The organism is Mesorhizobium sp. B2-3-10, assembly GCF_006442275.1.
In the GTDB taxonomy this organism is placed as follows: domain Bacteria; phylum Pseudomonadota; class Alphaproteobacteria; order Rhizobiales; family Rhizobiaceae; genus Mesorhizobium; species Mesorhizobium australicum.
The window spans coordinates 510,043-533,409 of sequence record NZ_VFVT01000001.1; the positions used below are offsets into that span (position 1 = coordinate 510,043).

Here is a 23,367-nt window from a genome sequence, read left to right on the forward strand (position 1 = left end):
GAACAGACAAGGACGGATCGCACGTGTCAAAATCCCTCGACAGTTTCAATTGCCGCCGCACGCTGAAAGCGGGCGACGCCGAGTATGTCTATTTCGACCTCGTCGAGGCCGAGAAGAACGGCCTCACCGGCATTGCCCAGCTGCCCTATTCGATGAAGGTGCTGCTGGAAAACCTGCTGCGCAACGAGGACGGCCGCTCCGTCACCAAGGAGAGCATCCAGGCGGTGGCCGGCTGGCTGACCGACAAGGGCACCGCCGGCGTCGAAATCGCCTATCGCCCGGCCCGCGTGCTGATGCAGGATTTCACCGGCGTCCCGGCCGTGGTCGACCTCGCCGCCATGCGCGACGCCATGGCGTCGCTCGGCGGCGATCCGCAGAAGATCAACCCGCTGGTGCCGGTCGACCTTGTCATCGACCATTCCGTCATCGTCGACGAGTTCGGCACGCCGATGGCCTTCGCCCGCAATGTCGAGCTCGAATATGAGCGCAACGAAGAGCGCTACAAGTTCCTGAAATGGGGCCAGCAGGCGTTCCGCAATTTCCGCGTCGTGCCGCCCGGCACCGGCATCTGCCATCAGGTCAATCTCGAATATCTCGGCCAGGTGGTGTGGACCAACACCGAGGACGGCGAAACCACCGCCTATCCCGACACCTGCGTAGGCACAGATTCGCACACCACCATGATCAACGGCCTTGGCGTGCTCGGCTGGGGCGTCGGCGGCATCGAGGCCGAGGCGGCCATGCTCGGCCAGCCGGTTTCCATGCTGCTGCCGGAAGTCATCGGCTTCCGCCTCACCGGCAAGCTCAAGGAGGGCGTCACCGCCACCGACCTCGTGCTGACCGTCACCCAGATGCTGCGCAAGAAGGGCGTCGTCGGCAAGTTCGTCGAGTTCTTCGGCCCCGGCCTGTCCAACATGACGCTGGCCGACCGCGCCACGATCGGCAACATGGCGCCCGAATACGGCGCCACCTGCGGTTTCTTCCCGGTCGATTCCGAAACCATCCGCTATCTCACAATGTCGGGCCGCAGCGAGGACCGCATCGCCCTGGTCGAGGCCTATTCCAAGGCGCAAGGCATGTGGCGCGAGGCCGGCTCCGCCGACCCGGTCTTCACCGACCTGCTCGAACTGGAGCTGGACAGTGTCGTGCCGTCGATGGCCGGCCCCAAGCGCCCCGAGGGCCGTGTCGCGCTGGAAGGCATTCCCGCCGGCTTCGCCAAGGCGATGGACGCCGAATACAAGAAGGCGGCGGAAATCTCCAAACGCTATGCCGTCGAAGGCACCGATCATGACCTCGGCCATGGCGACGTCGTCATCGCCGCCATCACCTCCTGCACCAACACCTCGAACCCATCAGTGCTGATCGGCGCGGGCTTGCTTGCCCGCAACGCCAACCGCCTTGGCCTGAAGCAGAAGCCGTGGGTAAAAACCTCGCTGGCCCCCGGCAGCCAGGTGGTGGCGGAATATCTGGAAAAGTCGGGCCTGCAGAAGGAGCTCGACCAGATCGGCTTCAACCTGGTCGGCTTCGGCTGCACCACCTGCATCGGCAATTCCGGCCCGTTGCCGGCGCCGATCTCAAAAACCATCAACGACAAGGGCCTGATTGCCGCCGCGGTGCTCTCCGGCAACCGCAACTTCGAAGGCCGCGTCTCGCCCGACGTGCAGGCGAACTACCTGGCGTCGCCGCCGCTGGTCGTGGCGCATGCGCTGGCCGGCACCGTGACCAAGGACCTGACCACGGAGCCGCTCGGCGACGACAGGAACGGCAATCCGGTCTATCTCAAGGATATCTGGCCGAGCTCGGCCGAGATCCAGGAGTTCATCGAGAAGAACGTCACCCGCGAGCTGTTCGCCCGCAAATATGCCGACGTCTTCAAGGGCGACGAGTACTGGCAGAACGTCAAGGCGCCGGAAGGCCAGACCTATGCCTGGGACAACAATTCGACCTATGTGCAGAACCCGCCCTACTTCGCCGGCATGACCACGGGTTTCGGCAAGATCGGCGACATCAAGGGCGCCCGCGTGCTCGGCCTGTTCGGCGACAAGATCACCACCGACCACATCTCGCCGGCGGGTTCGATCAAGGCCGCCTCGCCGGCCGGCAAATACCTGACCGACCATGGCGTCGGCGTCGCCGACTTCAACCAGTACGGTACCCGGCGCGGCAACCATGAGGTGATGATGCGTGGCACCTTCGCCAACATCCGCATCCGCAACCACATGCTGGGCGAGAACGGCCGCGAGGGCGGCTACACCATCCATTATCCCAGCAAGGAAGAGGAATCGATCTACGACGCGGCGATGCAGTACAAGAAGGAAGGCGTGCCGCTGGTCATCTTCGCCGGCGTCGAATACGGCAACGGCTCGTCGCGCGACTGGGCGGCAAAGGGCACCAACCTGCTCGGTGTCCGTGCCGTCATCGCCCAGTCCTTCGAGCGCATCCATCGTTCGAACCTGGTCGGCATGGGCGTCATCCCCTTCGTCTTCGAGGAAGGCACCTCATGGGCTTCCCTCAACCTCAAGGGCGACGAGCTGGTCGAGATCGACGGATTGAGCGCGATCAAGCCGCGCCAGACGATGACCGCCAAGATCACCTATGGCGACGGCACGGTGAAGAACGTGCCGATCATCTGCCGCATCGATACGCTGGATGAGCTCGACTACTTCAAGAACGGCGGCATCTTGCAGTACGTGCTGCGCGATCTGGCGGCCTAGAAAACAGTGAGTAGCGAGTGGGATGCAGGGGACGCCCCTGCTCACTACTCGCTACTCCCCTGCCGCGGCACAGCAGACCAGCATGCCGCACAGTCCTGCCGCGATGAAGGCAAGGTCGTCGAAGCATTGAACGGCCCGTACCAAAGTCCAGGGCCGGTGTGTTCGCAATAGAGATCGATGGCGGTGAGGAGAACCTGCCGCATGGCGATGATGCCGCCGCTCAATCGAACCACGCCTTGAAATGCAGCGGCTGCTCCTATTGCGGCCTTACCTCACGATTGCAGCGGTAAAATTTCACCGCAACGTGACTTCCCGTTGACTTCCCGTTCTGCCACATATTTCGGCAAAGCAGAACAAAGCCGGCATCACCGGCGGGAATTGGAATGGTCATGGCCTCGCGACGATCATTGTGGCTGGCAGCCTTCGCGCTGGCCTTCTCGGCTTTTGCCGGCGCTGGGCATGCCAGCGAGCCCGAAAGGGCCCAGGCCGAAAAATCCGACAGGCCGCTCGGCGTGGTCGAACTGTTCACCAGCCAGGGCTGCAGTTCCTGCCCGCCGGCGGACGCGTTCTTCGCCGAACTCGCCACAAGGCAAGACCTTGTCGCGCTCGCTTATCACGTCGATTACTGGGACTATCTCGGCTGGAAGGACACGCTGAGCCACAAGGAAAACACCGAGCGGCAATATGACTATATGCGCTATTTCAGCAGCCGTTCGGTCTATACGCCGCAGGCCGTCCTGAACGGCCGCATGCATGTCAACGGCGCCAATCGCGGTGAGGTCGACGGCGCGCTTGCCCGCATGGCCCGTGCCGGCGAAGGCATGCGTGTGCCCATCAAGGTCAGCCGCACCGGCGACCGTGTGATCATCGACGCGGGTGACGCCGGCACCGGCCCGAACGACGCCCATGTCGTCATCGTCTATTTCGACGCGCCGCAGACGGTAAAGATCGGCCAGGGCGAGAACTCCGGCCGCAAGATGACCTATTGGAACGCGGTCACCGGGATCCAGACCGCCGGCATGTGGCATGGCAAGGCGCAGCGCTACGAATTTCCGCTGAGCGAGATCACCAAGAAAGGCGGCTGCGCCGTGCTTTTGCAGTCGGTCGGCAAGGATGGCCTGCCAGGCCCCATCCTGGGTGCGGCTTTCATCCACAAACCCGGATCCGAGACCTCCCTCGATCGTAAGCTGTAACGTCACGGGTTCGGCGCAATTCCAGACGGAAATCGCTACATATCCTGCTCGAATGCTTTCAGTGTCCGGTCAGGCGATCGGCGAAGGCCGCAAGGCGTGAGGTCCGCCCAAGGCCGTTTGCTTCACGCCGGTCGGCGATGCGATAGAGCTGGTACATTGTGTGCACGCCGAGCCAGCGCAGTGGTTCCGGTTCCCATTTCTTGACCGTGCGGTTGACCCAGGGCAGCCGGGTCAGCTCGGTGTCGTGGCCGAGCACGAGATCGCGCAAGGTGCGGCCTGACAGGTTGGAACTGGAAACCCCGAGCCCGACATAGCCGCCGGCCCAGCCGATGCCGCTTTCCCGGTCGAAGCCTGAAGTGGTGCACCAGTCGCGCGGTACGCCAAGCGTCCCGCACCAGGCATGGTCGAGACGCAAGCCTTTGGTCTGCGGCAACAGCCTGGTCAGCACCTCATGCAACTGGTCGATGGTCGCCTGCTGGGTCCGGCCGCGCGCATCGGTGCGCGAACCGAAGCGGTAGGGCACGCCACGGCCGCCCATGGCGATGCGGCCTTCGCGCGTGCGCTGCGCGTAGCAATAGGTGTGGGCGGCATCGCCCAGCACTTCGTAACCGTTCCAGCCGATCTGGTCCCACAGTTCTTGCGGCAGCTTCTCGGTCACCACGATGGCGCTGTTCAGCGGCAGCCAGAGACGCTCGTAGCCGGGAATGCCAGCCGTGAAGCCTTCGGTGGCGCGGATGATCTTCCCTGCCCGCACGATGCCTCTGCTGGTGGTGATCTTGCCCTTCTCGATCGCCAGCACCTGCGTCTGCTCGTAGATCGGCACGCCAAGCCGCTCGACAGCCGCCGCCAGGCCTTGCACCAGCTTCGCCGGCTGGACACGCGCGACGTTGCGCACGACGAAGGCGCCCAGCACCTTGTCGATGGCGATGCGCTGGCGCGCCTCCGGCGCGTCGAGGAAGGCCAGCCGCTCCGGCGGCATCTCCCAGCGCAGCAGCTCCTCGTATTCGGCCCTGGCACGCTGCAATTGTGCCGCGTTGGTGGCGACGGTGATGTTGTCGACGCGCCGGATATCGGCGTCGATGCCTTCGGCTTCCGTCACCGCGATCACCTCATCGACCGTGCCGAACATGGCGCGCTGCATGTCGATCACCGCGCCGCGCGAGGAGGTCTTTGCGTATTTCTCGCGCGACCAGCTGAAGCCGCCCGAGAGCCAGCCGCCATTGCGGCCCGACGCGCCGAAGCCCGCGAACTCTTTTTCGACGATGGCGATGCGCAGCGCAGGCTGCGCCTTCTTCAGATAATAGGCGGTCCACAGGCCGGTGTAGCCGGCGCCGACGATGCAGACATCTGCCTCGATGTCGCCGGGCAAGGACGGCCGGTAGGCCGGCACGCCGCCGATATCGGCATACCAGAACGACACGTCGCCATTGTGCTTGGCTTGCATTTTTTGAAATCCGTTCCGAAATCAGGTGAGCGTCAGGTCAGCCTTGTCGTCGTCGGCGAGCAGCTTCACGTCGGCGCCGGCGAACAGCACCTCGACCTCGTCTCCGATGGCGAAACTGTCTGCTTCCAGCGTCGAGCGCACGATGGCTTTCGAGCCGTCGGCCAGGTCGACCTCGTATTTTGAGCCGGAGCCGAGATAGATGGCTTCGCCGATACGGCCCGTGAGCCGGTTGCGGCCGTCGCCGCCAGCACCAGGGCGGGCGAGCGCCAGCTTTTCGGGGCGCAGCAGCATGACCGGCCTGCCGCCATTGGCGAGACGCTTGGCGGTTGTCACCGTCTGGCCTGATATTTCGATCGCCGTCTCCTGGCCCGAGGTGGCGGCGGCCCCGCGCAGCACGGTGGAATCGCCGATAAACTTGCCAACGAACAGCGTCGCCGGTTCATCATACAGCTCGCGCCCGGTACCGATCTGTTCGATGCGGCCCCGGTTGAACACGGCGATGCGATCCGACAGCACCAGCGCCTCTTCCTGATCGTGCGTTACATAGACGAAAGTGGTGCCGAGTTCGCGGTGGATGCGCTTGATCTCGAGCTGCAGCCATTCGCGCAGTTTCTTGTCGAGTGCGCCGAGCGGCTCGTCCATCAACAGCAGCGGCGGATCGAAGACGATGGCGCGGGCCAGCGCCACGCGCTGCTGCTGGCCGCCCGAAAGCTCGCTGGGGAAGCGATGGCCGAAATCCGCCATCTTGACCATGTCGAGCGCCTGGCGCACGCGGCGTTCGCGCTCGGCTCCCGCCACGCCGCGCAAGGCGAGCGGATAGGCGACGTTGCGGCTCACCGTCATATGGGGAAACAGCGCGTAATGCTGGAAGACGACGCCGATGTTGCGCTTGTGCGCCGGCACGCCGACGACGCTCTTGCCGCCCACTTCCAGCGCGCCGGAACTGGCCTCGGTGAAGCCGGCGACGACGTTGAGCGTCGTCGTCTTGCCGGAGCCGCTTGGTCCAAGCAGCGTCATGAACTCGCCGGCCTCGATGTGCAGCGACACGCCGTCCAGCGCCTTGAAGCTGCCATAGGCCTTGCTGATCGACCTGAGATCGATCGCCGCGCCCCTGCTGTCTTGCCCCGGGGTCATTGGCGTCCTTTCCGCTCGCGGCCAAGAAGAAGCATGCCGCCGCCGATCAGGATCGTGGTGGCAAACAACAGGATCGTGCCGACGGCCGCGACCGTCGGGTCGGCGTCGCGCGTGATGGAAGCGAAGATCTGCACCGGCAATGTCTTGAGGTAGGGATTGGTGATGAACAGCGACACGACGATCTCATCGAAGGAGGTGGCGAAGGCGAACAGCAGGCCCGACAGCACGCCGGGTGCAATCAGCGGCAGCGTCACCGTGCGGAAGGTGGTGAGCGCGCTGGCGCCGAGGCTCGCCGCGGCTGTCTCGAGCCGCCTGTCGAAAACTTCGAGATTGGCCGAGACGGCAATCAGCACGAAGGGCAGTGCAAGGATGGTGTGAGCTAGCACGAAGCCGAGCAGCGTGCCGACAAGCCGCGTATCGAGATAGACCGCGTAGATGCCGATGGCCAGCACCACGCCCGGCACCACCATCGGTGTCAACATCAGCATGCGCAGCAGGTTTGCCGGCCGCGCCTTCATGCGGTCGAGGCCGAAGGCGGCAAGCGTGCCGAGCACCGTTGCCAGCACGGCAACGACCGAGGCGACCTTCAGCGAATTGAGGAAGCTGTTCGACCAGTCCGGGTTGGTGGCGAAATTCTGGTACCATTGCCAGGAAAAGCCCTGCGGCGGAAACGCCAGCGACTTGTTCTCGTTGAACGACATCGGCACCACGACCAGCGTCGGGGCCACCAGCCATATGGCCACCAGCAGGCAGACAAGGCCGAGGATGACGCGGGTGAGCGGCTTCATCTCCATCAGCGCCGCTCCGCTTCCCGGTACCGGGACCGCATGACGGGCGCGGCGAGCGCCAGCAGCACGAAGGTCGTGACCAGCAGCACCACGCCCATGGCGCCGCCACGGCCCCATTGCAGCAGGCTGAGCACCTGTGTCTGCACCAGGGTGGACAGCATGGTCGAACGCGGACCGCCGAGCAAAGCCGGCGTGATGTAGAAGCCGAGCGCCAGGATGAAGACGATGATCGCCCCGGCATAGACGCCCGGCAGCGACAGCGGCAGGTAGATGGTAAAGAAGGCGCGGGACGGCCGCGCGCCAAGGCTTTGCGCCGCGCGCATCAGCCTGAGATCGATGCCTTTCATGACCGAATAGAGCGGCAGGATCATGAACGGCAAAAGCACCTGCGCCATGCCGATGACCACGCCCGTCTGGGTGCGGATCAGCCTGACGCCACCGAGCCCGAGCGACCGCAGGACCGAGTTGATGACGCCTGAATCCTGGAGCAGGATAACCCAGGACAAGGTGCGCACCACGCCGCTCACCCAAAACGGGATCAGCACACACAAGAGCAGCACCAGCCGAACGGGGGGCCCGACCGTGGTCATCAGATAGGCGTAGGGATAAGCGCAAACCACGCACACCAGCGTCACCCACGCCGAAATGACGAAGGTCCGCTGGAGCACGACAAGGTTGATCGGCGCACTGAAGAACCAGACATAGTTCTGCGCTCCCCATTCCCGTTCCGACAGGCTGCGCAGCACGATGGTCAGCAGCGGATAGCCGATCACCGCGAAAAGCAGGACCAGGGCCGGCAACGCGAGCGCGAACGGCCGCCATGCCCAGCGCCTTTCGGCGGCCGGAATGGTTGGCTCGGACGCGCTCACGGCCCTTGCTTCCCGTCAGCCGGTCAGTTGCCGGCCATCAGCGCCGACCACTTCTCCTGCGCCACCGCAAAGTTCGGGACCCAGAACTTGAAGTTCTGCTTGTAGCCCTGCTTCTGGCGTTCAGGCGTATTGGTCAGGTAGGCGGCAACAGAAGCGTCGACCTTGGGCTGCGCGTCGTTGTTGATCGGCGTGTAGGAGGTCTTCTCCGCCAATATCTCCTGGGCATGCTTGCCGAGATAGGCATTGAGCAGCGCGTAGGACGCATCCGTATCCTTGACGCCGACCGGAATCGTCATCTGGTCCATCACCACCAGCCAATCCTGCCAGGCGGGCGCGTACTTGGCACCGTTCTTGACCGCCGTCATGGCGCGGCCCGTCCACATCATCAGCATGTCGGCCTCGCCGGATTCGGCGAGCTGCTGCGATTCGGCACCCGTCTTCCAGAAGATCGTGTCGGGGCCGAGCTTGCGGACCACATCGATGGCCTTGTCGATATCGGCCACCGTCATCGCCTTCGGATCGCCGCCGGCAACCTTGAAAGCCTGTTCCAGCAGGCCGCCGGTCGGGCTGCCGGAGCCGTCGATGCCACGCACGCCGGGGAATTTTTGGGTATCGAAGAAGTCGGCCCAGCTCTTGGGCGGATTATCCCCGTACTTTTCCTTGTTGTACATCAGCACGACACCGTAGTTCATCGCCGGCACCGAGCATTCGCCGACCTGGCCTTCCGGGATTTTCGAGACGTCGAGCTTCGTCAGATCGAGCTTCTGGAACAGCTTGCCGCAATAGACATAGGGCGGCAGGTCGTCGGTATCGACGACGTCCCAGGTCACATTGCCGGACTCGACCTGCGCCTGCAGTTTGGCGATCTCCGTCGGGCCGTCATTGAGCAGCTTGACGCCGGACTTGTCGACGAACTCCTTGAGTGCCGCCGCCTGGCCGTCCTGGTAGATGCCGCCATAGGAAACGAGGGTCAGCGTCTTGCCCTTCAGCGAGCCTTCGGCGACCTCTCCCGCCACCGGCTTGGATTGCGCGAGCGCGGCGGTCGCCGCCATAAGCACGGCGACGGCCGCCGCATGTCCAAATCTCAGTTTCATGATCATCTCTCCCATTTGCAGAACTCGCATTGTTTTCATTCACCCGGATGCGAGCGGTTTCCGGGCCTGTATCGATCGAGTTCGAGCGCGCCGGCCGTCGGCGGCGCGATGATCCAGAGCACCTCGGCCGGCGTGTCGCCGACATTGACGGTCCGGTGCGGCACCGAGGTTGCGTATTCGACGCTGTCGCCCTCGCGCATCAGATGGCGCTCGTCGGCAAGCGTCAGTTCGACGGTGCCCTTGAGCACCATGAACATTTCATGCTCGCCGCCATGCACATAGGTCTCGTCGCCGGTCGAGCCGCCAACCTCGAAATGACCGGCATAGACTTCGAATTGACGGATCGGCCGCCGCGACAGGAGCATCTTGCGGCCTTGGAGGCCGACCGGAACGACCGGCCGCTCCTCGCGCCTCAGCACCTTGTGCAGGGGACGGGCATTGTCCTCGAACAGATCGTTGATGCCGAGATCGAGAGCGGCGGCGATCTTGAGCAGCGTGCCGGTGTTGGCGCCGCACAGATTGCGCTCGAGCTGGCTGATGAAGCTCGCCGTGGTGCCCGTCATGTCGGCAAGCTGGCGCAGCGAGACGCGCCGCGCCGTGCGCAGTGCCTTGATACGGGGGCCGACGCCGCCGGCCTCCGGCACGGCCGCCCCGCCATTCAACTGTTTTACTGGGGAGTCCGATGCGTGTGGCATTGTCGTCTCCGTTTCCACTTAACACCCTATTAAGTGAAACGGAAAATGGCAAGCACGGTCGGCAGAATTGAATGGCGACGCGGGGTTGGCCGCTTTCGGCCCTACGCCGATACCGGCGCGCGCAGTCCCGGGTGCAAGGCCCAAAAACGAAAAAACCGACGTCAGCTTGCTTCTGACGTCGGTCATTTAGGTTTTGGGATCGTCGCACCTGGCTTTTCCGAGGAAAGGCCGAGGTTGGTTCGATCCGACGCAGACCCGTGGGCGGGGGGCTTGGGGTTTACGAGCCGGTGCCGGACCGAACCGTCTCAGGCAACGCCGGTAAATTCGTCGGACATTGGGGCAGGAGCGCGGATAAAAAAAGGCGGAAATGTGGCGAAGCATCACCAATTCCAACACGCGTTTCACAAACGTGACTGGACGCAACGGAAACGGCGCGCCGCTGCCTTCGCTTCTCCGGCTCTTGCAATTGCGATGCGAAGGGGCCAACTTTGGTTGGCAAAGATTCATTTTGAAGGATCGAGGCAGGCATGATCGATGACGGCGGCGGGATGGGGGATGGAGACGCATCCGCAATATTGATCCCGCTGCACGAGGCGCGCAGCGCACGCCTCGACCAGCCGGTCCGCTTCGACCGGCGCGAACTGGACCAGATCCTCAGGCTTTACGGACGCATGGTCGCGGCCAATGAATGGCGCGACTACGCCATCGATCACCTCACCGACCGCGCTGTCTTTTCCGTCTTCCGCCGTGCCAGCGAAGTGCCGCTGTTCCAGATCGTCAAGGATCCGAAACTGGCGCGCAAGCAAGGCGCCTTCGCCGTCATCGCGGCGGGCGGGCGCATCCTCAAACGCGGCCAGGAGCTTGGCCGCGTGCTCGGCGTCTTCGACAGCAAGCTGAAGCTGGTATAGGGTAAATGCGAACTGAAGAATTGAGGAACGAAGGACAAGGGGCGCTTACGTCAGGCGCCGCGTGTCAAATTCCTCAATTCTTCAGTTCCCCCTGCCGGAACTTCCGCTCCGGCAGCGAATCCGGATCAGGTGGCAGCGATGCCCCGGCGTTGAGCGACAGCTGCATGAATACCGTGTCCAACCAGCGCCCGTGCTTGTAGCCGGAGCCTTCGAGGCGGCCGGAATGACGGAAGCCGAGCTTCTCGTGCAACCTGACCGAGGCGCTGTCGGCGCGGCCATCGCCGATCACCGCGACGATCTGGCGAAAGCCCGCCGCCTCGACCGCCGCGACCAGGCTTTGCATCAGCTTCAGGCCGACACCCTGGCCCTTGGCGTCAGGCGCGACATAGACCGAATCCTCGACGATGAAGCGATAGGCCGGGCGCGGCCGGAAGGCGCCGGCATAGGCATAGCCAAGCACGGCGCCTGCCTTTTCCGCCACCAGATAGGGAAAGCCGCCGGCCGCGAGTGCGGCGAATCGCGTCCCCATCTCGGTGCGGCTAGGCGGCTCCAGTTCATAGCTCGCCGTGCCGTTGGCGACCGCATCGGCGTAGATTTCGGTTATGGCGTCGAGGTCGGCCGGGGTCGCCGGCCTGATCGCGATGTTGCTCATTCTTTATGCAAGCCTCTTTTGTGCTTTCGATAACAGCAGAGGCCCGCTTAAAAGAAAAGGGCGGCCGTTGGGCCGCCCTTCCACGAGTCGATGGTCCAATACCGCTTAGCGGCGGTCGCCCATGAACTGGAGCAGGAACATGAAGAGGTTGATGAAATCGAGGTAGAGCGACAGCGCGCCCATGATGGCCTTGCGGCCCGCGACATCGGAAGCGTCGCCCTCGAAATACATCTCCTTGATCTTCTGCGTGTCGTAGGCGGTGAGGCCGGCGAAGACCAGTACGCCGATCGCCGAGACGGCGAAGGTCAGTGCCGACGACTGCAGGAAGATGTTGATCACCGACGCGATGATGATGCCGAACACGCCCATGATCAGGAACGAGCCCATCGCCGACAGGTCGCGCTTGGTGGTGTAGCCGAACAGCGACAGCGCGCCGAAGGCCGCGGCGGTGGCGAAGAAGGTCTGCGAGATGCTGGCCGTGGTGTAGACCAGGAAGATCGACGACAGCGACAGGCCGACCAGACCAGCATAGACCCAGAAGGTGGTCTGCGCGGCGGCGACGCTCATCGACTGGATCCTGAACGACAGGAAGAACACGGCGGCCAGCGGCGCCAGCATGACAACCCAGCGCAGCGGCGAACCGAAGATCGCGTAGCCGAAGGAGGTCAGCATCTCGCCGCTCGGCAGCGTCGCGACGGCCGAAGCCGGATCGGTGGTGGTGGCCAGCATGATCGTGCCGATGGCGGCAAGGCCGGTGATGAGCAGGCCAAGCCCCATCAGATTGTAGACCTTGATCATGTAGGCGCGCAGACCCTGGTCGATGTCGGCGCGGACGCCGGGCACCGCCGACGTCTGATAGTTGCGAATGGGATCAGCCATTGGAAATCCTCGTTGCTTCTGCCCCGTCCGGTGTCGGGCCTCTTGCGGACCCAGGCGCCGCTGGGGGGCTCCAGCATGCCTGCGCGGAATATGATGGTTATTCGCGTCAAGAACAAGACCGTAACCGGGTGTAACGGTTCGTGACAGGCCAAAATGCCGCTTCGCCGGCCGTTTCGGACGGTATTCTTACCAAGATTTAACCCGGGCAGGCGGCGCCCGCCGGCGAATCAGAGGTTTCGCAGCACGGGTGCCGCCTTGTGGCCGAGCACCCGCCAGGTGCCGGCAAGGCCGATGCCGACCGTGATCACCAGCGAAAAGGCAATCGTCGCCACCGCCACCTCGGGCATGAAATGCGATGGCAGCGTCATGATGCGTGCGACCACGAACCAGGCGGCGGCGCTGCCGGCGGCGAGCGCGAAGATGGCGGTGGCCAGTCCGATCAGCATGTATTCCAGAGAGAATGCCGTGATCAGCGTTCGCCGGGTGGCGCCCAACGTCTTCAGCACCACAGCGTCGTGGATGCGCGCCCGGTTGCCGGCGGCAAGCGCGCCGGCAAGCACCAGAACCGAGGCGATCAGCGCCACGCCGGCCGCCGCCCGGATCGCCGTGCCGAGCTGGCCGACCAGCCGGTTGACGATGTCGAGTGCGTCCTTGACCCGCACCGTCGTCACGGCGGGAAAGGCGCGGGTGACGGCGTTGAGGACGCGCGCGTCGTCGGCCGCCGAGGCGTTCTTTTCGGTGAGCGTGGCTATCCAGCCATGCGGGGCGCCGGCGAATGTGTTGGGCGAGAACACCATGACGAAATTGATGCCCATCGTCTCCCACTCGACCTGGCGGAAATTAGCGATGCGGGCGGTGACATTGCGGCCGAGCACATTGACGGTGATGGTGTCGCCGAGCTTCAGCCCGATTTCCTTGCCTTCCTTGTCGGAAAACGAAACCAGCGGCTCGCCGGCATAGTTGTCGGGCCACCATTTGCCCTCTGTCAGCGTCGCGTTTTCCGGTTGCCTGGTGTCATAGGTCAGGCCGCGATCTCCCTTCAGCACCCAGGCGCCCTCGGCAGGCACCTTGACCTTGTCGACATCGACGCCGTTGAGAGCCATGACCCGGCCGCGCAGCATCGGCACCTTGGTCAGCGTTCCCCGCGGCACCTCCTTCGCCATCAGCGAGGAGAACGCATCGACTTCGCTGCCCTGGATGTCGACGAAGAAGAAGTTCGGCGCCCGCTCCGGCAGGCTGCCGGAGATCTGGCGCCTGAGATTCCCGTCAATCAGCGCCAGTGTCACCAAGAGCGTCAGCCCAAGCCCCAGCGACAGCACCACCGAGGGCGTCAGCGCCCCCGGCCGGTGGATGTTGCCGATGGCGAGCCTGAGCGCGACAAAGCGCACGCGCGGGCTTTTCCGGGCTGCCCATTGCACCAGTCCGCCGACGAGACGCAGCACCAGGAAAGCAAAAACGGTGGCGCCGACGAAGATCGAGGCGATGCGCTGGTCGCCCGAAAACAGGATCGCCAGCGCTGCCAGGAAAAGCGCGATGCCGAGCGCGCAAACGACATAGACGGGGCGCGGCAGGCCCCGGCCTTCCAGTCCCATCTCCCGGAACAGCGCGGTTGCCGGCACGTCACGGGCGCGACCGAGCGGCAACAGCGCGAAGGCCAGCGTCACCAGCAGGCCGAACAGGGCCGCCATGGCGAGCGCGCCGGGATAGAAGCCGCCCTGCGCCGGCACCGGAATGACCGACTGAAGCGCGGCACTCGCCGCGAACGGCATCAGCGCCCCGAGCACCAGGCCGAGCACGATGCCAAGTGCCGCGATGATCAGGATCTGCAAGAGGTAGACGGCAAAGACGAAGCCGCCGGACGCCCCCAGGCTCTTGAAGGTGGCGATGACGCCGCGCTTGCCGTCGAGATAGGCGCGCACCGCATTGGCGACGCCGACGCCGCCGACCACCAGCGCGGTGAGCCCGACCAGCGTCAGGAACTGGGAGAAGCGTTCGATGTTGGAGGATAGCGCCGGTGCGGCGTTGCTGCGCGTGCGGATCGACCAGCCGGCCTGCGGAAAATCCTTGGCCGCCCGGTCCTGGATGGCCTTGAGCCGCGCCTCGTCGGCACCGGCGGGCAGCCGGACCTTGTAGGCGTTCTCGACCAGGCTGCCCGGTTGGATCAGCCCGGTGGCGGCCAGGCCCTCGGTCGAGATCATCAGCCTTGGCGCGAAGCCGAACCCGTCGGAGACCGCGTCGGGCTCGGCCACCAGCCTGGCGCGCAGTTCGAACGTGGCGGTGCCGAGCTTCAGCCGGTCGCCGATCTTGAGATGCAGCCGTTCGAACAAGAGATCGGGTGCCGCGGCGCCGAAAACGCCGAACTGCCTGCCGAACAGTTCCTGCTTCGTCAGCACCGGTTCGGTTTCCAGCGCGCCATAGAGCGGATAGGCCTCGTCGACAGCCTTGGCCTCGACCAGCGCCTGGTCGGATCCGTCAGCCAGGCGCGCCATCGAGCGCATGCCGGCGGTATGCGAAACCACGCCCAGCCCGTCGAGAAAGCCAAGTTCTGCCTGGCTGGCGTCGCGCTGGTTGATCTGGAAGCGAAGATCGCCGCCGAGCAGCGTCTGGCCCTGATCGGCGACACCGGCGGTGATGGAGCGGGCCACCGAATTGACGCCGCCGATAGCCGCCACGCCGAGCGCGATGCAGGCGAGGAAGATGAGGAAGCCGGACAGGCCGCCGCGCATCTCGCGCAGCGAAAAGCGGATGGCAAGCTTCAAGGTCCGCGCCAGCGGCATCAGGCGGTGACCCTGACCGGCGGCGGGGCCTCGATCCGGCCGGAGCGCATCGAAACCTGGCGCGAGCAGCGCGCCGCGAGCGCCGGATCATGGGTCACCAGCACCAGCGTCATGCCGCGTTCGGCGGCCTTGGCGAACAGCAGATCGGCGACCTGCCGCCCCGTCGCCTGATCGAGGTTGCCGGTCGGCTCGTCGGCGATCAGGATGCGCGGCGATGGTGCCAGCGCCCGGGCGATCGCCACGCGCTGCTGCTCGCCGCCGGAGAGCTCGCCAGGATAATGGGTGACGCGGTCGCTGAGGCCGACGGCCGCCAGTTCCCGCTCCGCCACCGAGAAGGGATCGGCGTGGCCGGCCAGTTCCAGCGGCACGGCGACATTTTCGAGCGCCGTCATATTGGGGATGAGGTGGAAGGACTGGAACACGATGCCAATGTTTCGGCCGCGAAACGAAGCGATCTGGTCCTCGCTTTTACCGTTGAGCAGTTCGCCGGCAATGCGCACCGTACCGGAATCGACCCGCTCCAGCCCGGCCAGCACCATCAGCAATGTCGACTTGCCGGACCCCGACGGGCCGACGATACCCGTCGCCTCGCCGCGCGCGACGTCGAGGCTGACGCCCTTCAATACATGAACCGACGAAGCGCCTTCGCCGAGTGTCAGGGATATGTCTTTCAGCGCGATGACGGCTTCTGTCAAAATGAAAGCGTCCTATATGGAAAGGGAGGCTCTGCCTGTCGGAAGCCATCGCCGGAAGAATTCTCTGTCATATGGGGCCTGCCGCATGTCTTTCAAACGCCGCTTTGCCGCAGGCCTGGTCGTTTTCCTCGCCATCTGCGGCGGCATCTCGTCGGCGCGCGCCGCGCCTTTCAAGATCGTCGGCTTCGGTGACAGCCTGATGGCGGGGTACGGCCTTGGCCCGGGCGAGGGCTTTACCGACAAATTGCAGGCAGCACTTCGCGCCAAGGGCCATGACGTCGTCGTCGCCAATGCCGGCGTCTCCGGCGACACCTCCAGCGGCGGCCTGGCGCGGCTCGACTGGTCGGTGCCTGACGGCACGCAGCTGGTGATCCTCGAACTCGGCGCCAACGACATGCTGCGCGGCGTCGCGCCCGACATCACCAAACGGAACCTGGACGAGATGCTAGGCAAGCTCAAAGAGCGCAAGATTGCCGTGCTGCTGGCCGGCATGCGGGCGGCGCCCAATCTCGGCGCCGACTACCAGAGCGCCTTCGACGCCATCTTTGCTGACCTGGCCGGCAAATACGATGTTCCGCTCTATCCGTTCTTCCTCGACGGCGTCGCTGGCCAGCCCGGCCTGCAGCTCGAGGACGGCCTGCATCCGAGTGCTCGCGGCGTCGACCTGATGGTCGAACGCATCCTGCCTACCGTCGAGAAGGCCATGGCGGCGGCGCCAGGCGGATCGTGAAGTCGGATGGAACCGGTTCCGCCGCGGAAGCTTTAGATTGCATGTAGATTGCATCCGCGACCAACAAACCACTTGCTCCATTTGATTATCGATGATTCGCTAGGGATGACAGTTTCGATTCGAGGAAGGGAGGCTCTTCATGCCGCGTCTTTTCACCGCCCTCGAAATTCCGCGTGATGCCGCCCTTTCGCTGTCCCTGCTCCGGGGCGGCCTGCCCGGGGCCCGCTGGATCGACGTCGAAAACTACCATCTGACGCTACGCTTCATCGGCGACGTCCAGGGCCATGTCGCCGACGAGATCGCCAACGCTCTCGACCGGGTGCATCGCCCTTCCTTCTCGCTGACCTTGTCCGGTGTCGGCGCTTTCGGCCAGAAGAAGCCGCATGCGGTGTGGGCCGGCGCTTCGCCCTCGCCCGATATGGCGGCTCTTCAGGCCGAAATCGAGCGCATCTGCCAGCGGCTCGGCATTCCCGCCGATCCGCGCAGGTTCATGCCGCATGTGACGCTGGCGCGGCTGCGCAATTCGAGCCCGCTCGACGTCGCCCAATATCTGTCGGCGCGCGGCAATTTCTCGACGCTGCCGTTCCGCATCGGCCGTTTCGTGCTGATGTCGTCGCGCGATTCGGTGGGTGGCGGCCCCTATATTGTCGAGGAGGCATGGCCGCTGTCCGGCGTCGATACGCGTGCCGCCAGCCGTGTCGCCAGCACCTCCGACGCCTCGCGGATCATGCGATAGACCTCGGCAAACGCTTGCTGGTCCTCATAGTAGGGGTCCGGTACATCGCGCGGCCTTCCCTTGGCGAATTCCAGGAACAGGTGGATACGGTCGCGCACCGCCGCCGGCGCCAGCGCCTTCAGGTCGGCGACGTTGGACCGGTCCATGCCGAAGATCAGGTCGAAGCGGTGAAAATCCTCCGGCATGATCTTGCGCGCCCGCTGCCGCGAGATGTCGATGCCGTGGTGAGACGCGATGGCGATCGAGCGCGGGTCGGGAGCGGAGCCGACCTCCCAGCCGCTGGTCGCGGCCGAATCGAGCACGATATCGCCGCCATATCCGCGCTCAGCCAGCACGGCGCCAAGGATGCCTTCGGCCAGCGGCGACCGGCAGATGTTGCCGAGGCAGACGAAAAGAATGGAATTTATGGGCTTCGCGATCATGGATCCGGCGCTATGGTGACGACTTCAGCCCAATAGCACGGGAAGCGGACATGACGAGAGAGAAACTGGGCAGGGAGGCCGCCGAAGCAGCGCTCACAGGGCTTGATGGTTGGGCACTGGCGGACGACGGCGCCTCGATCGGCCGCACCTTCACCTTCGCCAATTTCTCCGAAGCCTTCGCCTTCATGACCAGGGTGGCGCTGACCGCCGAGAAGATGGACCACCATCCCGATTGGTCGAATGTCTACAAGACCGTCAGCGTTAACCTGAACACGCATGACGCCGGCGGCGTGACGGCGCTCGACATCGAATTGGCGAAGAAGATGAACCGCTATTTCGGCGGCTGAACACGGGCTGTCCAACGTCCAGGCCCGGCGCGGACCCGGCAAATCGGCGCCCGCATCTTGCAGCCGGGTTAAGCTTTCACCACATTTTGATCGGCGGACGTGCGCTGAGACGCGCATGAGGCCCGCAAGGAGAGATTGATGGCGCAAGAATCCGGTTTTGATTTCTTCGGCTTTGGCGACAAGCTGGCCGGCGAAGGCGAAGTGCGCGAAAAGTTCTGGCGCACGGCCAGGAAGGCCGCTCGGCAGATTCCGTTCATGGAAGATGTCGTCGCTGCCTATTACTGCGCCATGGACAAGAAGACGCCGCTGCGCGCCAAGGGCATATTGGTGGCCGCGCTCGGCTATTTCGTCCTGCCGGTCGACCTCATCCCCGACTTCATCTTTGGTCTCGGCTTCACCGACGACATCGCCGTGCTGACCGCCGCGATCACCGCCGTCAGCGCCCATATCACGCCCGCGCACCGGCAAGCCGCCAAGGACGCCATCGCCGATAAGAGCTGAAGTCCCGCCGGCCGAATCCCGCCGCGACGGCTCGACCGCTGGACAGGGGCGTTCAGCGGCGGGTTAGAAGTCAAACTCTTGCCGTTTTCGTGGCCTCCAAGTCGCCAAAGGGACACCGAGCCGGTCGCTGACAAGGCGGCGGCGCGGAAATGGCGGCGGTTTCCTGGGGTGAAGGTCCTTTTCTCTTGGGAAATTCACCGTTTGGTAACCCAGATTAAATCAAAATGAAGCGACGGCAGGACGCCACGCGGCCCGCCTCCGCACCATTTGGAATACGGGAAAAACGATGCGCGGATTGATTGCACTAGTTTCGAGCCTGGTCCTGGCGGCCTCGGCGGCGCCGGCGCTGGCGCAGCAGGCGACCAAGATCGGCCAGCACAATGCCTGGGGCACCTACAGCTACCAGGCTTCGGGCGGCAAGGTCTGCTACGTGCTGACCGTGCCGACCGACAAGCAGCCGCCGACGCTCGACCATGGCGACATGTTCTTCTTCGTCAGCCAGCGGCCCGGCCAGCAAGTGTCCTATGAGCCTCAGTTCATCGCCGGCTACAATTTCCAGGAAGGTTCCAAGGCCACCGTCACCATCGACAAGAAGAGCTTCTCGATGTTCACGCGCGGCAAATCGGCCTGGGTCGAGAACGCGGCGGAAGAGCCAGTGCTGATCGCCGCGATGAAGACCGGAACCGACATGAAGGTGTCGGCGAAGTCGGGCCGCGGCAATCCCACGAACTATGTCTTCTCGCTTAAGGGCATTTCGGCGGCGCTGTCCTCGATCGCCAAGTGCAAATAGGCTATCTTCGTTTTTGAACCGAAGGCCGGGCCGTAACGCCCGGCCTTTGCTTTTTCAGCCCAGCCCTGATTCCGGTGCGGCCTCCGCCCGCCGCCGCCGGATCGCCTCGGCGATGAACACCCGCGACAGGGCGTGATAAAGCGGCTCGTGCGAGATCAGCCGCGCCGTGCCGTAGCCCAGCATCGAAGCCAGCATCAGGCCGATGACATTGTCGTGATTGCCGGTCATTTCGAGGATGATGACGAAAGCCGTCATCGGCGCTTGCACGACGCCGGCGAAATAGCCCGCCATGCCGAGCAGGGCCGCGACGCCCGCGCTGCTCCCGAACATCAGGCCGAGCGAGCTGCCGATGCCGGCGCCGACCGCCAGCGAGGGCGCGAAGATGCCGCCGGGAATGCCTGAGATCATCGACAGCAGGCCGGCCGCGAATTTCTCGGCAAAGAAGAACCAGGGCAGCGGCGTGCCTTCGACCGCGCTGCGCGCCTGCGCGTAGCCGGTGCCGAAGGTCAGCCCGCCGGAGGCGATACCGATCACCGCGACCGCCAGTCCGCAGATCGCGGCCACCAGCAGCGCGCGCCACAGCGGCTGCAGCGCGTTCCAGCGTCGGATACGCCGTGTCGCCTTGAGGGCCAGCAACGAGAACAAGGCGCCAAAGCCGCCGCCGATGACGCCGCAGGCGATCACCAGCGGCCAGTCGACGGCAAACGAGATCGTCTCCTTGGACACGCCGAAATAGGTGTAGTTGCCGAGCACGCCGAGCGAGGCGAGGCCGGCCAGGATGACCGCTGTCAGCACCAGTCCGTTGGTGCGCGCCTCATAAGTGCGGCCCATCTCCTCGATGGCGAAGACGATGCCGGCGAGCGGGGTGTTGAACGCCGCCGCGATGCCCGCCGCCGAGCCGGCCAGGATCAGGCCGCGCGCCTGCGCCATGCCGCCCCAACGCGCCGCCTGCAGCATCAGCGACGCGCCGACCTGTACGGTCGGTCCCTCGCGGCCGATCGAAGCGCCGCAGAACAGGCCGACAAGGGTGAGCGCGATCTTGCCCGCCACCAGCCTGAGCGACAGGATATGGCTGCGGTCGTCGTCGTCGCGCAGGTGGCGGGCGGCGATCGCCTGCGGAATGCCGCTGCCTTGCGAGCCCGGGAAGAAGGCGTGCGCCAGCCAGGCGCACAGCACAAAGCCGAGCGGCGTGATGGCCAGCGGCAGATAGAAACGCCAGCCGCCGTCATTGCCGATCACGACATGAAAAAGCGCCTGCGCCTTGTCGGCCAGCACGGCAAAGAGCACGCTGATCAGGCCGATGGAGATCGCACCGGCCCAGAACACCAGACGTGGCTGCCAGACGCGGCGCGAGGCCCACATGGCGCGCGAACGCCGCAGCATGGGGTGTTTTCGCGATTGGCCGGCCATGTCTGCCCTCGGGGGGAAAACCCAGCCCTAACACAGGCATGACGCCGATCAAGTGTGAGTCTGCCGATCGGACGGGATCAAAAAGCCCACCGTCGCGGTTGTGTCCCTTTGAACAAGGAGCCCGCAGTCATGAGCTATGTCAGATTCGCCGCGATGATCCTGGTTTCCACGGTCCTCATGTACGGGCTCATGTACCTGAACACCTATGCGCTGGATCATGTTTTCTTCAGCCAGACCCGGGTGTGGATGGCCATCGTGATGGGCGCCGCCATGGCCATCGTCATGATCGGCTTCATGTGGGGGATGTACGGGAGCGTGGCCGCGAATGTCGGCATCGTCATCGGCGGCATGCTCGTATTCGCTGGTGCCTTGTGGCTGGTCAGAAGCCAGGAAACCGTGAGCGACGTCTCTTACATGAAGGCCATGATCCCGCACCACTCGATCGCGATCATGACCAGCGAACGCGCCCATATCCGCGACCCGGAGGTGCGAAAGCTCGCGGACGGCATCATCGACGCCCAAGTGCGCGAGATCACGCAAATGAAGCGTCTGATCGCGCGACTCGAACCGAATCCCGTAGCGGCCGGCGCTCCTGACCTGCCGTCCTACCGAGCCCGCGGGGCCGCGCCGCCGCCACCGGAAACCGACCAGAGCACCGGGATCGATACGCTCTCCATCGACAGGTAGGCGCGGGGAGACGCGCGGATAATATGGAAGTTGCTCGTCCCGCCGGCCTCCAAGCCGGCGGGAACATCCTTGCGGGATCGTCACATAGCCATTTTTTCACATTCGGCCTGGGCCTTCTTGGTCGAGGTGTCGATCATGTAGGCTTTGCCCTTGGCGTCGGTCATCATCATCATGCAGTGCTTGATCGGCTTGGCCATCTTCATCATGTCGGCGCCCATCTTCGCGTCCGGCGTCATGGTGCCCATATGCCCGTCGGGCATGATCGCCGTCACTTGTCCGCCTTTCATCATGCTCATGGTGCCCATCGCGTCCTCGGCAAACGCCTGCGAGGCGCAAAGCGCGGCGAGGCCGGCAATGGCGGCGAGCTTGATCGATTTCATTCTGCATACTCCCATTCTATAGGGGCACAGTTGCCCCATTCAGGGTTCGAAGGCGCGATGGGGATCGTTACGCCAACACGACTAAGTGATCGCCGCCGCCGAAATTCCTTCGGCCGGCCTCGATCGTCCTTCACGGGGACGGTGGCGATCGGGACACCGACGGCGGACTTCGGTTTGGCGTGCACCGCATGACTTCGCGCTCAACCTGTGCTATGCGCCGCGCTTCATATCGGGCCGATGGATGAAATCGGCCGCAAACCGCTTATATCTGTGCAACCATGACCCTTTCACTCGACCTTACCGCCGAAGGCGCCCGTGACGCCTTGCGCGGCCGTGCCGCGCGGACCGAAAAGCCATCGCTGATCGGCCTCACGCGGACGGAACTCGCCGCCGCTCTTGTCGAATCCGGCACCGTGCCGGAGCGCCAGGCAAAGATGCGCGCCCAGCAGCTCTGGCAATGGATGTATGTGCGCGGCGTTTCCGACTTCGCCGGCATGTTCAACATCTCCAAGGATCTGCGCGCCGAACTCGACAAGCATTTCACCGTCGCCCGGCCCGAGATCGTCGAGGAGCAGATTTCCGCCGACGGCACGCGAAAGTGGCTGTTCCGCTTTCCGCCCCGCGGCGCCGGCCGGCCGGTCGAGATCGAGACCGTCTATATCCCCGAGGAAGGCCGTGGCACGCTCTGCATCTCCTCGCAGGTCGGCTGCACGCTGACCTGTTCGTTCTGCCACACCGGCACGCAGAAGTTGGTGCGCAACCTGACCGCGGAAGAAATCCTGGCGCAGTTGCTCACCGCGCGCGACCGGCTCGGCGACTTCCCCGACCGCGACACGCCGGATGGCGCCATCGTGCCGGCCGAGGGCCGGAAAGTGTCCAACATCGTCATGATGGGCATGGGCGAGCCGCTCTATAATTTCGAGGCGGTGAAGAAGGCGCTGCTGATCGCCTCCGACGGCGACGGCCTGTCCCTGTCGAAGCGCCGCATCACGCTGTCGACCTCCGGCGTCGTGCCCGAGATTTTCCGCACCGGCGAGGAGATCGGCGTCATGCTGGCGATCTCGCTGCATGCGACGAATGACGATCTGCGCGACCTTCTGGTGCCGATCAACAAGAAGTATCCGCTGAAGGAGCTGATCGCCGCCTGCCGCGCCTATCCCGGCCTCTCCAACGCCAAGCGCATCACCTTCGAATATGTGATGCTGAAGGACGTCAACGATTCCATCGAGGACGCCAAGGGGCTGATCAAGCTGCTCAAGGGGATTCCGGCCAAGATAAACCTGATCCCGTTCAACCCGTGGCCGGGCACCAACTACCAGTGCTCGGACTGGGAGACGATCGAGAAGTTCGCCGACTACATCAACAATGCCGGCTATGCCTCGCCGATCCGCACGCCGCGCGGCCGCGACATCCTGGCCGCCTGCGGCCAGCTGAAGTCGGAATCGGAACGCATGCGCAAGGTCGACCGGCTGGCGCTGGAAGCCATGATGATCGCGGGGCACGGCGAGGTGTGAGCCGTCTC

23 protein-coding genes are annotated in these 23,367 nt (G+C 64.5%); 10 read left to right on the forward strand and 13 right to left on the reverse strand.

Annotation, left to right across the window (positions count from 1 at the left end):
• Nucleotides 1–23 precede the first annotated feature (23 nt).
• Nucleotides 24–2,714, forward strand: coding sequence for an aconitate hydratase AcnA (gene acnA / locus FJ943_RS02585; protein ID WP_140719641.1), 2,691 nt, complete (start codon nucleotides 24–26; stop codon nucleotides 2,712–2,714).
• A 383-nt stretch (nucleotides 2,715–3,097) separates the two neighbouring features.
• Nucleotides 3,098–3,907: a thioredoxin family protein gene (locus tag FJ943_RS02590; protein WP_140719643.1), complete on the forward strand. Its 810-nt coding sequence runs from the start codon at nucleotides 3,098–3,100 to the stop codon at nucleotides 3,905–3,907.
• Between the two features lie 58 nt (nucleotides 3,908–3,965).
• On the opposite strand, the gene FJ943_RS02595 is transcribed toward FJ943_RS02590, so the two are convergent.
• The 6 genes from FJ943_RS02595 to FJ943_RS02620 are packed head-to-tail and all read right to left on the reverse strand — an operon-like array spanning nucleotide 3,966 to nucleotide 9,931.
• A complete protein-coding gene (locus tag FJ943_RS02595; protein WP_140719645.1) occupies nucleotides 3,966–5,351 on the reverse strand; it encodes an FAD-binding oxidoreductase in 1,386 nt (461 codons plus the stop codon).
• A gap of 21 nt (nucleotides 5,352–5,372) precedes the next feature.
• On the reverse strand, nucleotides 5,373–6,485 hold the full coding sequence (locus FJ943_RS02600; protein ID WP_140618235.1) for an ABC transporter ATP-binding protein: 1,113 nt from the start codon (nucleotides 6,483–6,485) through the stop codon (nucleotides 5,373–5,375).
• Nucleotides 6,482–7,279, reverse strand: coding sequence for an ABC transporter permease (locus FJ943_RS02605; protein WP_140719647.1), 798 nt, complete (start codon nucleotides 7,277–7,279; stop codon nucleotides 6,482–6,484). Before FJ943_RS02605 ends, FJ943_RS02600 begins: the two co-directional genes overlap by 4 nt.
• The gene (locus FJ943_RS02610) at nucleotides 7,279–8,142 is read right to left on the reverse strand and encodes an ABC transporter permease (RefSeq protein WP_140719649.1); all 864 of its coding nucleotides are present in this window, start codon (nucleotides 8,140–8,142) and stop codon (nucleotides 7,279–7,281) included. Before FJ943_RS02610 ends, FJ943_RS02605 begins: the two co-directional genes overlap by 1 nt.
• A gap of 23 nt (nucleotides 8,143–8,165) precedes the next feature.
• The gene (locus FJ943_RS02615; protein WP_181171355.1) at nucleotides 8,166–9,236 is read right to left on the reverse strand and encodes an extracellular solute-binding protein; all 1,071 of its coding nucleotides are present in this window, start codon (nucleotides 9,234–9,236) and stop codon (nucleotides 8,166–8,168) included.
• A 35-nt stretch (nucleotides 9,237–9,271) separates the two neighbouring features.
• Complete coding sequence (locus tag FJ943_RS02620) at nucleotides 9,272–9,931, reverse strand: XRE family transcriptional regulator (protein ID WP_140719651.1); 660 nt, start codon at nucleotides 9,929–9,931, stop codon at nucleotides 9,272–9,274.
• A 527-nt stretch (nucleotides 9,932–10,458) separates the two neighbouring features.
• Here FJ943_RS02620 and FJ943_RS02625 point away from each other — a divergent pair.
• Complete coding sequence (locus FJ943_RS02625; protein WP_015314934.1) at nucleotides 10,459–10,839, forward strand: DUF2794 domain-containing protein; 381 nt, start codon at nucleotides 10,459–10,461, stop codon at nucleotides 10,837–10,839.
• A 73-nt stretch (nucleotides 10,840–10,912) separates the two neighbouring features.
• On the opposite strand, the gene FJ943_RS02630 is transcribed toward FJ943_RS02625, so the two are convergent.
• The 4 genes from FJ943_RS02630 to FJ943_RS02645 form a co-directional block, all read right to left on the reverse strand.
• On the reverse strand, nucleotides 10,913–11,491 hold the full coding sequence (locus tag FJ943_RS02630; protein ID WP_140719653.1) for a GNAT family N-acetyltransferase: 579 nt from the start codon (nucleotides 11,489–11,491) through the stop codon (nucleotides 10,913–10,915).
• A gap of 105 nt (nucleotides 11,492–11,596) precedes the next feature.
• On the reverse strand, nucleotides 11,597–12,370 hold the full coding sequence (locus FJ943_RS02635; RefSeq protein WP_140703759.1) for a Bax inhibitor-1/YccA family protein: 774 nt from the start codon (nucleotides 12,368–12,370) through the stop codon (nucleotides 11,597–11,599).
• A 227-nt stretch (nucleotides 12,371–12,597) separates the two neighbouring features.
• Nucleotides 12,598–15,147, reverse strand: a complete 2,550-nt coding sequence (locus FJ943_RS02640) for an ABC transporter permease (RefSeq protein ID WP_140719655.1) — start codon at nucleotides 15,145–15,147, stop codon at nucleotides 12,598–12,600.
• Nucleotides 15,147–15,842 carry an ABC transporter ATP-binding protein gene (locus FJ943_RS02645; protein ID WP_140719657.1) on the reverse strand — a complete coding sequence of 232 codons (696 nt, stop codon included), beginning with the start codon at nucleotides 15,840–15,842 and terminating at the stop codon, nucleotides 15,147–15,149. Before FJ943_RS02645 ends, FJ943_RS02640 begins: the two co-directional genes overlap by 1 nt.
• Nucleotides 15,843–15,927: 85 nt before the next feature.
• Here FJ943_RS02645 and FJ943_RS02650 point away from each other — a divergent pair, with 85 nt between their 5' ends.
• Together FJ943_RS02650 and thpR are read left to right on the forward strand one after the other, a co-directional pair.
• Nucleotides 15,928–16,572: an arylesterase gene (locus tag FJ943_RS02650; RefSeq protein WP_140719659.1), complete on the forward strand. Its 645-nt coding sequence runs from the start codon at nucleotides 15,928–15,930 to the stop codon at nucleotides 16,570–16,572.
• A gap of 139 nt (nucleotides 16,573–16,711) precedes the next feature.
• On the forward strand, nucleotides 16,712–17,308 hold the full coding sequence (gene thpR, locus FJ943_RS02655; protein ID WP_140618242.1) for an RNA 2',3'-cyclic phosphodiesterase: 597 nt from the start codon (nucleotides 16,712–16,714) through the stop codon (nucleotides 17,306–17,308).
• On the opposite strand, the gene FJ943_RS02660 is transcribed toward thpR, so the two are convergent.
• Entirely contained in the window at nucleotides 17,212–17,730 is a 519-nt protein-coding gene (locus FJ943_RS02660; protein ID WP_140719661.1) for a low molecular weight protein-tyrosine-phosphatase, read from the reverse strand. The genes thpR and FJ943_RS02660 overlap by 97 nt on opposite strands.
• A 50-nt stretch (nucleotides 17,731–17,780) precedes the next feature.
• Between FJ943_RS02660 and FJ943_RS02665 the strand changes: the two genes are divergently transcribed.
• The 3 genes from FJ943_RS02665 (at nucleotide 17,781) to FJ943_RS02675 (ending at nucleotide 19,368) form a co-directional block, all read left to right on the forward strand.
• Nucleotides 17,781–18,077 (forward strand): 4a-hydroxytetrahydrobiopterin dehydratase, encoded by a 297-nt coding sequence (locus FJ943_RS02665; protein WP_140719663.1) that lies wholly within the window; start codon nucleotides 17,781–17,783, stop codon nucleotides 18,075–18,077.
• Between the two features lie 138 nt (nucleotides 18,078–18,215).
• On the forward strand, nucleotides 18,216–18,578 hold the full coding sequence (locus tag FJ943_RS02670; protein ID WP_015314943.1) for a YkvA family protein: 363 nt from the start codon (nucleotides 18,216–18,218) through the stop codon (nucleotides 18,576–18,578).
• 286 nt (nucleotides 18,579–18,864) lie between these two features.
• Nucleotides 18,865–19,368, forward strand: coding sequence for an invasion associated locus B family protein (locus tag FJ943_RS02675; protein WP_015314944.1), 504 nt, complete (start codon nucleotides 18,865–18,867; stop codon nucleotides 19,366–19,368).
• A gap of 54 nt (nucleotides 19,369–19,422) precedes the next feature.
• Here FJ943_RS02675 and FJ943_RS02680 read toward each other — a convergent pair whose 3' ends face one another.
• On the reverse strand, nucleotides 19,423–20,778 hold the full coding sequence (locus FJ943_RS02680) for a chloride channel protein (protein WP_140660410.1): 1,356 nt from the start codon (nucleotides 20,776–20,778) through the stop codon (nucleotides 19,423–19,425).
• A 129-nt stretch (nucleotides 20,779–20,907) separates the two neighbouring features.
• Here FJ943_RS02680 and FJ943_RS02685 point away from each other — a divergent pair, with 129 nt between their 5' ends.
• Nucleotides 20,908–21,465, forward strand: a complete 558-nt coding sequence (locus tag FJ943_RS02685; protein WP_140719665.1) for a DUF305 domain-containing protein — start codon at nucleotides 20,908–20,910, stop codon at nucleotides 21,463–21,465.
• 80 nt (nucleotides 21,466–21,545) lie between these two features.
• Here the strand turns inward: FJ943_RS02685 and FJ943_RS02690 are convergent, their stop codons facing one another.
• On the reverse strand, nucleotides 21,546–21,845 hold the full coding sequence (locus FJ943_RS02690; RefSeq protein WP_140719667.1) for a hypothetical protein: 300 nt from the start codon (nucleotides 21,843–21,845) through the stop codon (nucleotides 21,546–21,548).
• A 278-nt stretch (nucleotides 21,846–22,123) separates the two neighbouring features.
• Between FJ943_RS02690 and rlmN the strand changes: the two genes are divergently transcribed.
• On the forward strand, nucleotides 22,124–23,359 hold the full coding sequence (rlmN, locus tag FJ943_RS02695) for a 23S rRNA (adenine(2503)-C(2))-methyltransferase RlmN (protein WP_140719668.1): 1,236 nt from the start codon (nucleotides 22,124–22,126) through the stop codon (nucleotides 23,357–23,359).
• The last annotated feature ends 8 nt before the right edge of the window (nucleotides 23,360–23,367 follow it).

Excerpts from the sequence above, each read along its gene's own strand:
- FJ943_RS02600 (WP_140618235.1), bottom strand. The coding sequence starts at position 6,485 with ATGACCCCGGGGCAAGACAGCAGGGGCGCGGCGATCGATCTCAGGTCG.
- FJ943_RS02675 (WP_015314944.1), top strand. The coding sequence starts at position 18,865 with ATGCGCGGATTGATTGCACTAGTTTCGAGCCTGGTCCTGGCGGCCTCG.
- FJ943_RS02660 (WP_140719661.1), bottom strand. The coding sequence starts at position 17,730 with ATGATCGCGAAGCCCATAAATTCCATTCTTTTCGTCTGCCTCGGCAAC.
- FJ943_RS02670 (WP_015314943.1), top strand. The coding sequence starts at position 18,216 with ATGGCGCAAGAATCCGGTTTTGATTTCTTCGGCTTTGGCGACAAGCTG.
- FJ943_RS02635 (WP_140703759.1), bottom strand. The coding sequence starts at position 12,370 with ATGGCTGATCCCATTCGCAACTATCAGACGTCGGCGGTGCCCGGCGTC.
- FJ943_RS02650 (WP_140719659.1), top strand. The coding sequence starts at position 15,928 with ATGTCTTTCAAACGCCGCTTTGCCGCAGGCCTGGTCGTTTTCCTCGCC.
- FJ943_RS02590 (WP_140719643.1), top strand. The coding sequence starts at position 3,098 with ATGGTCATGGCCTCGCGACGATCATTGTGGCTGGCAGCCTTCGCGCTG.
- rlmN (WP_140719668.1), top strand. The coding sequence starts at position 22,124 with ATGACCCTTTCACTCGACCTTACCGCCGAAGGCGCCCGTGACGCCTTG.
- FJ943_RS02605 (WP_140719647.1), bottom strand. The coding sequence starts at position 7,279 with ATGGAGATGAAGCCGCTCACCCGCGTCATCCTCGGCCTTGTCTGCCTG.
- thpR (WP_140618242.1), top strand. The coding sequence starts at position 16,712 with ATGCCGCGTCTTTTCACCGCCCTCGAAATTCCGCGTGATGCCGCCCTT.
- FJ943_RS02620 (WP_140719651.1), bottom strand. The coding sequence starts at position 9,931 with ATGCCACACGCATCGGACTCCCCAGTAAAACAGTTGAATGGCGGGGCG.
- FJ943_RS02595 (WP_140719645.1), bottom strand. The coding sequence starts at position 5,351 with ATGCAAGCCAAGCACAATGGCGACGTGTCGTTCTGGTATGCCGATATC.
- FJ943_RS02630 (WP_140719653.1), bottom strand. The coding sequence starts at position 11,491 with ATGAGCAACATCGCGATCAGGCCGGCGACCCCGGCCGACCTCGACGCC.
- FJ943_RS02690 (WP_140719667.1), bottom strand. The coding sequence starts at position 21,845 with ATGAAATCGATCAAGCTCGCCGCCATTGCCGGCCTCGCCGCGCTTTGC.
- FJ943_RS02615 (WP_181171355.1), bottom strand. The coding sequence starts at position 9,236 with ATGAAACTGAGATTTGGACATGCGGCGGCCGTCGCCGTGCTTATGGCG.
- FJ943_RS02640 (WP_140719655.1), bottom strand. The coding sequence starts at position 15,147 with ATGCCGCTGGCGCGGACCTTGAAGCTTGCCATCCGCTTTTCGCTGCGC.
- FJ943_RS02665 (WP_140719663.1), top strand. The coding sequence starts at position 17,781 with ATGACGAGAGAGAAACTGGGCAGGGAGGCCGCCGAAGCAGCGCTCACA.
- FJ943_RS02685 (WP_140719665.1), top strand. The coding sequence starts at position 20,908 with ATGAGCTATGTCAGATTCGCCGCGATGATCCTGGTTTCCACGGTCCTC.
- FJ943_RS02625 (WP_015314934.1), top strand. The coding sequence starts at position 10,459 with ATGATCGATGACGGCGGCGGGATGGGGGATGGAGACGCATCCGCAATA.
- FJ943_RS02680 (WP_140660410.1), bottom strand. The coding sequence starts at position 20,778 with ATGGCCGGCCAATCGCGAAAACACCCCATGCTGCGGCGTTCGCGCGCC.